We start from the raw sequence: 11,929 nt of genomic DNA on the forward strand, positions 1-11,929 counted from the left end.
CTGGGCAACAGGCGAAAAACACAGGTTTCGGGTGTTGCCCGAGTGGCTACCGAACTACAGTAAGCCTGACAGTATTTGGCACCCCGGATATCGACTATGCCAGCGAGCACACATTATCAACGCGTTGCCTGGGCAATCCGCTACCTGCAGCAGCATCACCAGGAACAGCCCTCGCTCAGCGAACTCGCTGCGGCTGTACACTTGAGCCCCGCGCACTTCCAGCGCATTTTCACCGCCTGGGCAGGTGTCAGCCCGAAAAAGTTTCTGCAGTACCTGACGCTTGAGCACGCACGCTCACTGCTCGCCGAAAATGCAACCGTCGAGGAAGCCGCCAGCGCCTCGGGGCTGTCCGGTACGGGACGATTGCACGATCTGTTCATCACGCTTGACGGCATGACGCCGGGAGAGTTCCGCCGCGGCGGCGCGACACTGCAAATCAGAACGGCAATACATGAGACCCACTTTGGCCGCGTACGCATCGCCTCAACCGCACGCGGTATCTGTTCGCTGAGCTTTGTTGACTACGACAATGAATCAGCGTCGCTGGAGCGTCTCGAGCGCCGATTCCCGAACGCCGCGTTGACCCGCGGCACAGACGCGCATCAGCAGGCCGCACTGCGCTGTTTCGGCGGAACCGGACGAGGGCTTGGCCCGGTGCAGCTTCATCTGCAGGGCAGTCCCTTTCAGCTGAAGGTCTGGGAAAGTCTGCTGCGCATTCCATCCGGCCGTCTCGCCACCTACGCGCAGATTGCCGGGGAACTCGGCAGACCTGGCGCGGCCCGCGCTGTCGGCACCGCCATCGGCAGCAATCCGGTGGCCGTGCTGATCCCCTGCCACCGCGTGATTCGCAGCAGCGGCGCCCTTGGGGGCTACCGCTGGGGGCTGCCACGCAAGGCAGCGCTTATCGGCTGGGAGTCGGCGCAGCGGGCATCACCGGAAGCGTGATGTGGCTGGGATGCTCCTCACTGTAGTGCAGCGTGTTATGTGCCTCGACCCATTCGGTCTCGTCAACGTTGTTGCCCCCGGTATTCAGATTGCGCATGTACTGCGGGAACTTGCTGGACGCGACCTCCACGCGAATCCGGTGGCCGGCCTTGAAGACGTGGCTGGTGGACATGGCCGTGGGCTGCAGCCGGTACACTTCCCCGGACTGCATGAACACCTCGCGATCAAAGCCCTCGCGATAGCGCGCGCGCAGGATCGTGTCGTCCACGTTGTAGGCCGTGCCATCCGGGTGCACGTCGACCAGTTTGACCGTGAAGTCGGTATCCCGCGCATCAGAGGAGACGTACAGGGTCGCTCTGATACTGCCGGTCACCTCAGTGTCCTCCTCGAGAACGTAGCCGGTAAAGACCAGCACGTCGGCACGCGCCTCGATGCCGCGCTGATCGTACACACCACCCGGGGTCAGACCACCGTTGCAGCACACCCCGCCGCCGAGTGAGGGCACCGGGTTCATCGGGTCGTAGGTATAGGTGTCCGACGAGGCCACCGTCGGTGGCGTTCTGGAAAGGCCACCGTCACCGAACACGCTCGCGGCGTTACCGTTACTGCGCAGGTAATAGTCCACAGGCTCGGCGGCGGCAGGCGGCCAGCTATCCGCGCTGCCCCAGGCATTGGCGCCCATCGTGTAGTACTGCACACGGGGAGTGTTCTCGGCAAAGCCGTTATCGCTGCCCTTAAGGTAATGGTCGAAGAAACCATAGACCTGCTCCCAGAGCGGGAAGTGGGCGCGCCCCATGTTCATCTCGCCGACGATCAGGTCCTCGTGCTCGGGAATGCGATAGAAGCCGCAGTGCAGGGTTGGTGCCACGAGTGCGAACTGTCCGTCACGCACCGCGGGGTCGCTCGCGTTTTTGCGCACATGATTGAACAAGGCCAGGTTAGGTCCCTGGGAGACGTCAAACCAGCTGTTCATCCAGAATGCCGGCACGCCGAAATCCGCATCGTCATGGTACAGCCCACCCTCATACCACTCAGGATCATCCGGTTTGCGCATCAGCAGGTCACGCCAGGGTCCGGTGTTGGCACCCGCCTCCTCCAGCCAGTTGCTGGCGGGCAGTGTGGAAACCACCTTCTTCCAGTCAACCTCGGGCATGCTGGCCGCCAGGCTGTACATGCTGCGCAGGCGCTGCAGCTGTTCCTGATCCAGCCCCTCGGGGAAGCGCGGCCGCATGTCCTGCTGCACACTGCGCAGCCAGATCGTAAACAGGGTCTGGTGCACGCCGCCCTTGTACCAGTTGCCCTGCTCGTGGAATTCGCCAACGCGTCCGATGCCGGCACCGGATGCCATGGGTACCATCGCCTTGTGAGCGGGGTGGTCCTCTGCCGCCAGGGCGAGCTGCCACTCGGCGCTGGATGAACAGCCGAACGTCCCCACGCTGCCATCGGACCATTCCTGCCCGGCGATCCAGTCCAGTGAGTCCCAGCCGTCCGAGCGCGGATTTCCCAGCAGCGCCCACTCGCCTTCGGAGTAAAAGCGTCCACGCTCGTTCTGCACGACAAATGCATAGCCGCGATTGACGGCCTCCAGCGCCCAGCCAAGCTGGGTTCCCTCCAGCCTGTTGAAATCGTAGGGTGTCTTGATGAAGATAGTGGGGACCGGCCCCTCGCGATCCTTTGGCAGATAGACGTCCGTTGCCAGACGCACGCCATCGCGCATGGGCACCATGACCATGGTGTCGTCATCGGCAAGGTCCTTGAACTTCGCCTCATCCGCATCATCGGCTGCACGGGTTTGCAGTACAGCGGTTGAAGCCAGCAGAAGGAGCAGGCAGAGGGGTCGATACACAGCGTTGATCATGGGTGTCTGTCCAGAACGAGAGAACCGCAAGAATAGAGTCCCGACGCGCCCGGGTCAAAAACCGCATCGCAACGTGGGCGCTGGCGGGACACTCCGTCATACTCTGGCATTTGACAGACCGATTGCCGAACATGGATCTTTTCAGCGACAGTTACCGCCATCTGGGGAACCTGCTGCCATGCGATGGCACCGTGCATTACCACGGCGCCGTGATGGCGCCACAGACCGCAGACCGCTATTTTGATGCGCTGTTTCGCGACATCGCCTGGGAGCACGACCAGGCGGTGATGTTCGGTGAGCGCATTGTCACGGCACGCAAGGTGGCCTGGTACGCGGAAACACCACTGAGTTACACCTACTCCCGCATTACCCGCACGGCCCTGCCCTGGACTGCGCCACTGCGATCCCTCCTTGCAATCGTCGAGCGCCACACGGGAGAGTCCTTCAACGCCTGCCTGCTCAATCTGTACCACTCCGGCAGCGAGGGCATGGGCTGGCACAGCGACGACGAGCGCGACCTGGTGCGCGGCGGTGCTATCGCCTCGGTCAGCCTTGGTGCCAGGCGCAAGTTTGCCTTCAAGCACCGGCAGAGCAAGGAGACGGTCTCACTGGAGCTCGAGCACGGCAGCCTGCTGGTCATGCGCGGTGAGACACAACGCTATTGGCTGCACCGACTGCCGCCCACGAAAAAGGTTGCCACGCCGAGGGTCAATCTGACATTCCGGCAGATGGCGATGTAGTGTCTCAGAACTGCCGCTCACAAAGGTACGCGCGGTAGCGACCCTCCCCGTCTTCTGCCCGGTCCCGCACCAGGGTATCCGCACCCAGCCCCAGGGCCTGCTTCCTTGCCAGGTCGTCGAGCTCGGTCTGTACCTTCTCCGCGTTACGCGCGACACCCGCCACCTTCCACTTCACCTGGGTGGTGACATTTCCCAGCTGCCTGCAGCTCGCAACCCTGCTCTCCTCGACAATATCCACCGCCCTGGCCTCCTCCGGTATCTTTACCCAGGTACAACCCACCACAAGCGAGGTGATAAACAGTGCATTAACGGAAAGGACGAAACGACAAAACATAACGCATTCTCAACATCAGGAACCCAGCCTGCCAGCTTACTGGCAAACACCGAGGTACTGGAAGACAATGCGCTGTAGTGTTTGACACTGTTTTTGCACAGACGGCATGCATCCCCCGGCCCACCAGAGAAGCGACCCGCCATGACCACACCGCAGATCCTGATCGTCGCCATTCTGCTGACTACCGTGGGCATGTTCCTGTGGGGCAGGTGGCGTCACGATATGGTTGCCCTGGGATCGCTGCTGGCCTGCGTCATCACCGGATTGGTGGACCCCTCAGTGGCCTTCACCGGTTTCGGCCATCCCGCGGTGGTCACCGTCGCCTGCGTACTGGTCCTGAGTCGCGGCCTGCAGACCTCTGGCGCTGTAGACGCTCTCGCTCGCGTCGCGCTACCCGGCGATGCCGGACCACTTCCCAGCCTGGCTGCCATTGTGGCGCTTGGCGCAGTGCTGTCCGGATTCATGAATAATGTGGGTGCCATGGCACTGCTAATGCCCGTCGCGCTGCAGATCGCCAGGCAGCACGAACTGCCGCCGGGAAAGGTCCTGATGCCGCTGGCGTTTGGCACCATTCTAGGGGGCATGACCACCATGATCGGCACACCACCCAACCTGATTGTGTCCGGTTTTCGCGCCGAGTCCGGCGCCGGCAGTTTCGGCATGTTTGACTTCACGCCCGTGGGGCTCACCGTTGCCGTTATCGGTACGCTGTTCGTGGTATTGCTCGGACGCAAGCTGGTTCCCGCCAGAGAACAGCACGCCGCACAGGATTTCGCCACCGGCGCCTACCTGACCGAAGCCCGGGTCCAGGAGGATGGCAAGGCTTCCGGCATGACGCTGAGGGAGGTCGAATCTAAGCTGGATGAGGATGGTGCACAGATTGTCGGACTGGTGCGCAACGATGTACGGCTTGTGGCCCCGCATCCCGGCCGGGAACTGCTCGGCGGCGATATTCTCATTATGGAGGCCGATGTCGAGGCTCTCGCCGACCTGTTGTCGAAGCTCGGGCTGGAGCTCGAAGCCACCGCAACGCGTGACGGCGCAGATGACGACGCGAGTGGCGAAGCCGGGAATGACAGTCAGACGGAACATGCAGCAGCGGTAAATGACACTGCTGTCAGCGAGGACGCATCGGAAGACGCTGACGCCAGCGAGAAGAAACGCGGAAGAGAAGAACTCGTCCTCGGCGAAATTGCGGTGATGCCCCTGTCCCCGCTTGCCGGACGGTCGGCCGCCGACCTGCAGCTCGCGGCTCGCTACAACCTCAGTCTCCTGGCAGTATCTCGGGAAGGCGCCAGTTCGCGCAAGCGACTCCGCCATATGGCGCTGCGTCCGGGCGATCTGCTGTTGATGCAGGGATCGGCGGAATCCATTGCCGAATTCGCTGCCGACAACGGATGCCTGCCGCTGGCGGAGCGCGAGCTGCGCATTCCGGACAAGCGCAAGGCCTGGATCGCCGGTCTGGTCATGGCTGGCGCGGTTGTTGGCGCGGCATTCGGGCTGCTGCCCGCAGCGATTTCCTTTGCCATGGGCGTACTCGCCTCCATGGCGCTTAACACCGTGCCCCCACGCAATGTCTACAACGCGATCGACTGGCCGGTGATCGTACTGCTGGCCGCGCTGATTCCGGTCGCGGAGGCAATGGCGGCAACGGGCACGGCAGATCTTGTCGCAACCTTCCTGCTCACCACACTGGCGCAGGGCAATGCGATTGCCGTGCTTACGCTGATTCTGGTCGTGACGATGTTTCTGTCGGATGTGATGAACAATGCCGCCACTGCCGCCGTGATGTGCCCGATCGCTATCGGTACGGCTTCAGCGCTGGGTGTCAATCCGGATTCCTTCCTCATGGCCGTGGCGATTGGCGCGTCCTGTGCTTTCCTGACGCCAATAGGTCACCAGAACAACACCCTGATTCTCGGACCGGGCGGCTTCACCTTCAATGACTTCTGGCGATTGGGTCTGCCCCTCGAGGCGCTCGTCGTTGTCGTCAGCGTTCCAATGCTGCTGCTGGTATGGCCGCTCTGATTGCGACGCAGTACACCGCAACTTGCAGTCTCTGCACCATCCGCCAGCTATGCACCATCCGCCAGGTCGCCGCGTTCGTACTCCGCAATAACAGCTCTGGCGCTGTCCTCATCGCGGTCTTCGACGGACAGGGTGGCGGAATCGAGAGCCGCCAGCTCGCCGATTCCACCCTGAAGGTAGTGGCCGCCGACGAAGGCCTCAACGCCACGGGACTGCAGGAGGCCGGCGAGGATGTGTGCCTCGACGATATCCTGCGCCCGATAGATGACTTTCATCAATGAAAGCCCGGCTGCACGCTGTTCAGGAAGCCGGCGTCAGCTTGAGCAGTCGGCCCTGGCTGCTGCCGCGCTCATCTTCTAGCACCCAGATGGCTCCGTCGGGACCCTCGGTGACCTTGCGGATGCGCGCGCCCATGTCGTAGCGCTCTACTTCGCGGGCACTCTCGCCATCAAGCTCGATGCGCACGATGGCCTGCCCGGAAAGGCCCGCCGCAAAGGCATTCCCCTGCCAGTCGGCAAACATGTCGCCACCGTACACCATGAGGTCACCCGGTGAGATCACCGGCGTCCAGGTGATCGCGGGCGCGTAGAATTCCGGTCGCGTTTCGTGGTTTGGTATCTCCCGACCGTCGTAATGCTTGCCATTGGAGACAACCGGATAGCCGTAATTCTCACCGCGCTCGATCAAATTGAGCTCATCACCGCCGGCGGGACCCATCTCGATGCCCCAGAGCTGACCCTCGGTGTCAAAGGCGATGCCGAGCGGATTGCGATGACCGAGAGACCAGATCTGGTCATACACACCATTACCGTCGACAAACGCATTATCGTCGCGATAGTTGACGAACGGGTTGTCGTCGGGAACCGAGCCGTCATCCTGCAGACGCAATATCTTGCCCAGGTTGGACTGCATGTCCTGCGCCGGCGTAAATTTTTGCCGATCACCGGAAGAGATCCAGAGATAGCCCTCGTCGTCAAACAGCAGCCGGTGCGAGTAGTGACCGCGACCGAGCACCTTCGGATACTGGCGCCAGATGACCTCCATATTCTCGAACTGCGGACTGCGACCGCCTTCGACGAGCCTGCCGCGGGCGACGGCTGCGCCGCGGACGCCGCCATCACCGGATTCCGCGTAACTGATATAAATCATGCCGTTATCGGCAAAATCCGGATGCAGCGCCACATCACCCAGGCCACCCTGGCCGCCGTAGTCCACGTCGGGCAGGCCGACCACCGGAGGATGCTTGTCACCGTCCTGCGTGACGATGATCAGGTTGCCTTTCTTTTCCGTAACCAGCATGCGCCCGTCGGGCATGAAGGCCATCGACCAGGGCTCATCGAAACTCGTGATTTCCTCGATCGCGAACGGCAGGTCGCTCTGGGCCGACACTGTCGCGGCAAGGAACATTCCCAGCATGGGGGCGAAAGCCTGTCTGATCATGCAACACCTCTTGCGTGGTTGATGAATGGACGTCGAGTATATCAGGAACCGTTGCGTGAAACTTCCCGGGACACATATCGCAATCTGGCGCCGCCACCTGGACTGCGCCGATGGCAAAACGCCCGTCAGCGCTTCTCGCGATTCAACCAGGGGGCCGGGGCTACCCAGCTCTCAATCCACGGAATCACACGCGCTGCCGGCATGGGACGGGCGATGCCGTAGCCCTGAGCGGCATCGCAGCCAAGGTCAAGCAGACACTCACCGTGCGCGATAGTTTCAACCCCCTCGGCGATAACCTCCCGGTCGAATACCTGCGCCAGGCTGAGAATGCCGCGCAGGATCGCCATGTCATCTGCATCACTCAGCATATCGCGCACGAAGCTCTGATCAATCTTCAGTGTATTGGCCGGCAGCCTTTTCAGGTAAGTCAACGAGGAATAGCCCACTCCGAAATCATCCAGCGCAAAGCGCACACCCAGTTCGCGACACTGGCGGATCAGGCCGATCACAGAACCGATATCATCGAGCGCACTGCTCTCGAGAATTTCGATTTCCAGTAGCTCGCCTGCACCGGCCGGCCATTGCGCCAGCCGACTTTTCAATATATCGAAAAACTGGCCCTGCTGCAGCGTCATGGCGCTGAGATTGATGCTGACGCACAGCGCGTGTCCGCCATCCGCCTGCCAGCGATGGGTCTGCATGAGTGCCTCACCGAGGACCCAGGCATCCAGGGCGGTGGACAGCGGATGATTCTGGATGACCGTGAGAAACTCCGCGGGCCGCAGCAGGCCCCGCTCAGGATGCTGCCACCGTACCAGCGCCTCAAGACCCATGATCCTGCCCGTGCGCATGTTCACCTTCGGCTGGTAGTACAGCACGAACTCCTCGTTCTCCAGCGCTTTTTCAATGCGGGCAATGCGCTCATGGTGGCCGACAATGGCCTCATGGTGTTTGGTATCGAACAGCATGTAGCGGTTCTTGCCCGACAGCTTGGCCTGGTACATGGCCTGATCAGCCTGGCGCAACAGCTGATCGGCATCCTGAGGGTCATTCTGGGGATACAGCGTTACCCCCAGGCTTGCCGAGACATGCAGAGAGTGCGATTCGAGATCAACCGGCATTGCCGCCGAGTGCAGCATCCGCCGCAACGCCGTGTGCAGGGCCGTGTCCGTATCCACGCTCGAAAGAACGGCGACAAACTCGTCGCCTCCCAGCCGTGCCAATGTGTCTTCAGAGCGCAATGTCTCCTTCATGTTTCGGGCAACCTTCGCCAGAAGCCGATCACCAACATCGTGTCCATACTGATCGTTGATCGCCTTGAAGCCGTCCAGATCGAGATAGGCAATGGCGATCCGGGAATCACGCCTTCGGGATCTGGCCATGGCCTGCTTGAGCTCGCGGGCGAGCAGTATCCGGTTGGGCAACTGGGTCACGACGTCGTAATGCGCGATACGCTCCAACTGCTCCTGATGGTGCATCTGATCGGTGATATCCGTGGCTAGAGCCACGTAGTGCAGCACTTTCCCGCGCCGGTCGCGAACACGGCTGATGGTCAGGTTGGTGGCGAACAGTTCACCGTTCTTTTTGCGATGCCAGACCTCGCCGCTCCAGTGACCAACATCGAGAAGCCGCTGCCAGAGGTGACGGTAGAATCCCCTGGGATGACGACCGGACCTCAGCAACCGTGGGTTCGAACCAATCAGCTCCTCACGCGAATAGCCGCTCATCGCGCATAAGGCATCATTTACCTGAATAGTCGTCCCATCAGGGTCGGTAATGGAAATGCCTTCATTGGCGTGGGTGAAAACCGTGGCCAGCTGCTCCAGCTCCATATTCGCCCGAGTGAGTTCATCCGTGCGCTGTTTGAGGGCTCGCTCCGCAGACTTGCGGGCGCTGATATCGCGCACCGTGCCCTGTACCACCGTCTCGCCAGACCACTCGGCACGGTTGAGCAGCACGCTGCAATCAAGCAGATAACCGTCCCGATGGCGGTGCTGCCATTCAAAGAAATGGGTTCCGTTCTGCAGGGCAATTTTCAGATGCGCCGCCGCGGCTTCAACCGAGTTGCGTCCGTCAGGCTGGGTTGGCGGTGACAGCCTGCCGATACTGAATTCCTCAAGCAGGTCATGGTCGTCGTAGCCGAACAGCTGCCGCGTCGCCGCATTGCAGGTCACCAGCTTCCAGTGCGGCGGCTGAACAATAATCAGCGCGTCCCGGGAGTTGTCAAACAGCCGTCGGTAGCGCTGATCACTCTCACGCAGCGCCTCTTCAGCAAGCTTGCGCTCCGTGATATCCAGCGCAATCTCCATGCGGACGAAGCGGCCATCTTCCCAGGGGATGGCCTGGTCGGAAATGTGAAACCAGCGCTGCAGTGCCGGGTTGTAGTGCTCCCACGTCACTGGCTTGCCGGGTCTGCCATGCGCGTCAAGCAGCAGAGGGTTGGTACAGAAATCACAGGGGCCGTCGGTCTTGCCCTGAATGACACGCCAGCAGGTCTTGCCAACCACATCCCCCAGCAGCTCACGAAAGTAACGATTGACAAACAATACCTCGTGAGTATCGATATCAGCGACGTAGACAGCTGCCTGCGTGCCGTCGAGCATGTTCAGAAACCGCTGATTGACCAGCGTGAGGTAATCCCGCGTCTGGCCCAGCTCATCAACCGTCTGCTTGCGCTGCTCGATGCTGACCAGCAGATGGGTAAACAGCACCAGAAGATCGTACTCACCCGCGGTAAATTGCCGTTCATGTCTGACAGAGTCGAAGCCGACAAAGCCGAGACAATCCTCACCATTCATCAATGGCGCCGTGAGCAGACTTTTGATGCCCTGCGGCTCCAGGATATCGCGTAGCCGGCCTGGCGCCAGCTGCTCGACATCGGATACCAGCAGAGGCTTGCCAGCCCTGTGTGCATCCGACCAGTCCGAGAGATCCCCGATGGGAACCGTCAGCAGCTGGTCGATGACAGGCTCAATACCGTGCGCGCACCATTCATGGGTATTAGAGCCGGTATTCCGGTCGAAATCGTATTTGAAAACATAGGCCCTGTCGGCCTCGAAGAACGACGCCATTCTGCCCAGGGCCTGCTGTGTGGCGTGTTCGACGCGCTCGATCGGCAGATTGATGAACGACATGCACAGATTCAGCATAAGCTGGTGATATTGCGCTATCCGTGTCGCATTCTTTGCCGTCGCATCGTTCAGAAACTGGCGATCGTTCATCAAGGCACCCGGGAGGTCATGCACGGTAGCCGCGCGTTCACAAAGCTTAACAACGACACGCAAGCTCAACTGTCCAGCCACAGATAGTATTGTCTCGCGATTCACGCTGGCAAGTAATGATCGATCCCGTCCAAAACCCTGCCTCCCGCCCCTGCCGATGCGCCGGGCCATGGGCGGAATCGGCCTGTCATGCCGCCTGCTGCCCGCGATGAAAGCGGCTCGTCTTATGCTGCGGGGTATTATACGGTGGAATCAATGTCATCCCCGAAACGTCGCCAGACTGTGTGCGCCGGCAAGGTCACAAGGAGAAAACAATGTCCACATTCCGCCAACTCGCGGTTTTCGCCACCCTCGTCACCAGCCTGTCAGCCAAGGCTGCTGACGGCCTGATCGCCATGGAAAGCCCGCGCAACCCCGAACAGACAATGGACAGACTGGAAACCGTGGTCAGGGAGCGTGGCCTGAATGTGTTCGCGCGCATTGATCACGCCGCGGGCGCCGCCACAGTCGGCAAATCCCTGCGTCCTACCGAGGTGCTGATTTTCGGGAACCCGCAGGGCGGCACGCCCTTCATGGAATGCGCCCAGTCGGTGGGAATCGACCTGCCATTGAAGGCCCTGGTCTGGGAGGATGCCGAATCCCGGACCTGGATCGGCTATAACGACCCGGACTACCTTGCCGCGCGGCATGGGATTGAGGATTGTGGCGTCGTGCCGAATCTGCGGGATGCCCTCAAGAGCATACTGTCAAAGGCAGTGGCGGACTGAGCGCGAGACGTTTGCGCGGGGACGCGATGGCCTTGCTAAGAATTTGTCTGGAGCTTGTCTAGCAGCAGTTGCAGGGCTTCCACGCTTTCCTTGTCCTGCGTGGTTTCCAGAGCATCCTGCAATACCTCTTGAATATCCTCACTCTCGACGAGTTCCATATCCCAGGTTGGGAAAACGCGTTCGCGAATTTCTTCACTGGTGCTTAGCACCACCATAGAATCATGCCGATGGTCCGACTCAATCAACTTCATGAGACCCAGAACTTCTTCCTTGGGGCCCTCAATCCACTGAAAAAAAACTTCACTCCCAAACACCAGAATCCCGGTGATTCCGAGTGCTGGATTACGACGCCTTGCAGTCGCCACAATCGTGTCGACATCGGCGCTTTCGACTCCCGAACTCGCTCGACTGCAGTAGACGATATTAAAGAGCAGCCGCTCTTCAAAAGCGCCGCCGGGCTCATCGAACTGCATGTTTGGCGATACGTTACTCATAGCGAAACATTAACCTGTAACATGGCGGAACATTAACCTATAACGCCGGAAGCGTATAGGACAGTTTCAACAAATACGCAGAGAAACGCTGCAAATGTCCTG

10 protein-coding genes are annotated in these 11,929 nt (G+C 60.6%); 4 read left to right on the forward strand and 6 right to left on the reverse strand.

Going from position 1 to position 11,929, the window contains the following annotated elements:
* Window positions 1-96: 96 nt before the first annotated feature.
* Window positions 97-945: a bifunctional transcriptional activator/DNA repair enzyme AdaA gene (locus EV688_RS00075; RefSeq protein WP_117316168.1), complete on the forward strand. Its 849-nt coding sequence runs from the start codon at window positions 97-99 to the stop codon at window positions 943-945.
* On the opposite strand, the gene EV688_RS00080 is transcribed toward EV688_RS00075, so the two are convergent.
* Entirely contained in the window at window positions 902-2,803 is a 1,902-nt protein-coding gene (locus tag EV688_RS00080) for a CocE/NonD family hydrolase (protein WP_117316170.1), read from the reverse strand. The genes EV688_RS00075 and EV688_RS00080 overlap by 44 nt on opposite strands.
* Before the next feature lie 131 nt (window positions 2,804-2,934).
* On the opposite strand from EV688_RS00080, the gene EV688_RS00085 reads away from it, so the two are divergent.
* Window positions 2,935-3,543: an alpha-ketoglutarate-dependent dioxygenase AlkB family protein gene (locus EV688_RS00085; RefSeq protein ID WP_117316881.1), complete on the forward strand. Its 609-nt coding sequence runs from the start codon at window positions 2,935-2,937 to the stop codon at window positions 3,541-3,543.
* Window positions 3,544-3,547: 4 nt separating this feature from the next.
* Here EV688_RS00085 and EV688_RS00090 read toward each other — a convergent pair whose 3' ends face one another.
* Window positions 3,548-3,877, reverse strand: a complete 330-nt coding sequence (locus EV688_RS00090) for a DUF4156 domain-containing protein (protein WP_117316172.1) — start codon at window positions 3,875-3,877, stop codon at window positions 3,548-3,550.
* A 141-nt stretch (window positions 3,878-4,018) separates the two neighbouring features.
* On the opposite strand from EV688_RS00090, the gene EV688_RS00095 reads away from it, so the two are divergent.
* Window positions 4,019-5,905, forward strand: coding sequence for an SLC13 family permease (locus EV688_RS00095; protein WP_117316173.1), 1,887 nt, complete (start codon window positions 4,019-4,021; stop codon window positions 5,903-5,905).
* A 47-nt stretch (window positions 5,906-5,952) separates the two neighbouring features.
* On the opposite strand, the gene EV688_RS00100 is transcribed toward EV688_RS00095, so the two are convergent.
* The 3 genes from EV688_RS00100 to EV688_RS00110 all read right to left on the reverse strand — a co-directional run bounded on the left by EV688_RS00100 (window position 5,953) and on the right by EV688_RS00110 (window position 10,566).
* Window positions 5,953-6,180: a putative signal transducing protein gene (locus EV688_RS00100; RefSeq protein WP_117316175.1), complete on the reverse strand. Its 228-nt coding sequence runs from the start codon at window positions 6,178-6,180 to the stop codon at window positions 5,953-5,955.
* Window positions 6,181-6,205: 25 nt separating this feature from the next.
* Window positions 6,206-7,345 (reverse strand): PQQ-dependent sugar dehydrogenase, encoded by a 1,140-nt coding sequence (locus EV688_RS00105; RefSeq protein ID WP_117316177.1) that lies wholly within the window; start codon window positions 7,343-7,345, stop codon window positions 6,206-6,208.
* 125 nt (window positions 7,346-7,470) lie between these two features.
* Complete coding sequence (locus EV688_RS00110; protein WP_162883840.1) at window positions 7,471-10,566, reverse strand: bifunctional diguanylate cyclase/phosphodiesterase; 3,096 nt, start codon at window positions 10,564-10,566, stop codon at window positions 7,471-7,473.
* Window positions 10,567-10,880: 314 nt separating this feature from the next.
* Here EV688_RS00110 and EV688_RS00115 point away from each other — a divergent pair, with 314 nt between their 5' ends.
* Window positions 10,881-11,333, forward strand: coding sequence for a DUF302 domain-containing protein (locus EV688_RS00115; RefSeq protein ID WP_117316181.1), 453 nt, complete (start codon window positions 10,881-10,883; stop codon window positions 11,331-11,333).
* A gap of 35 nt (window positions 11,334-11,368) precedes the next feature.
* Here the strand turns inward: EV688_RS00115 and EV688_RS00120 are convergent, their stop codons facing one another.
* Entirely contained in the window at window positions 11,369-11,827 is a 459-nt protein-coding gene (locus tag EV688_RS00120; RefSeq protein WP_240624280.1) for a BLUF domain-containing protein, read from the reverse strand.
* Between the last annotated feature and the right edge of the window lie 102 nt (window positions 11,828-11,929).

The sequence above is a fragment of the Chromatocurvus halotolerans genome, assembly GCF_004340525.1.
Lineage (GTDB): Bacteria > Pseudomonadota > Gammaproteobacteria > Pseudomonadales > Halieaceae > Chromatocurvus > Chromatocurvus halotolerans.

What these genes read in the sequence shown, in the direction of transcription:
- EV688_RS00075 (WP_117316168.1), top strand. Translation starts at nt 97, where the DNA reads ATGCCAGCGAGCACACATTATCAACGCGTTGCCTGGGCAATCCGCTAC.
- EV688_RS00080 (WP_117316170.1), bottom strand. Translation starts at nt 2,803, where the DNA reads ATGATCAACGCTGTGTATCGACCCCTCTGCCTGCTCCTTCTGCTGGCT.
- EV688_RS00085 (WP_117316881.1), top strand. Translation starts at nt 2,935, where the DNA reads ATGGATCTTTTCAGCGACAGTTACCGCCATCTGGGGAACCTGCTGCCA.
- EV688_RS00090 (WP_117316172.1), bottom strand. Translation starts at nt 3,877, where the DNA reads ATGTTTTGTCGTTTCGTCCTTTCCGTTAATGCACTGTTTATCACCTCG.
- EV688_RS00095 (WP_117316173.1), top strand. Translation starts at nt 4,019, where the DNA reads ATGACCACACCGCAGATCCTGATCGTCGCCATTCTGCTGACTACCGTG.
- EV688_RS00100 (WP_117316175.1), bottom strand. Translation starts at nt 6,180, where the DNA reads ATGAAAGTCATCTATCGGGCGCAGGATATCGTCGAGGCACACATCCTC.
- EV688_RS00105 (WP_117316177.1), bottom strand. Translation starts at nt 7,345, where the DNA reads ATGATCAGACAGGCTTTCGCCCCCATGCTGGGAATGTTCCTTGCCGCG.
- EV688_RS00110 (WP_162883840.1), bottom strand. Translation starts at nt 10,566, where the DNA reads ATGAACGATCGCCAGTTTCTGAACGATGCGACGGCAAAGAATGCGACA.
- EV688_RS00115 (WP_117316181.1), top strand. Translation starts at nt 10,881, where the DNA reads ATGTCCACATTCCGCCAACTCGCGGTTTTCGCCACCCTCGTCACCAGC.
- EV688_RS00120 (WP_240624280.1), bottom strand. Translation starts at nt 11,827, where the DNA reads ATGAGTAACGTATCGCCAAACATGCAGTTCGATGAGCCCGGCGGCGCT.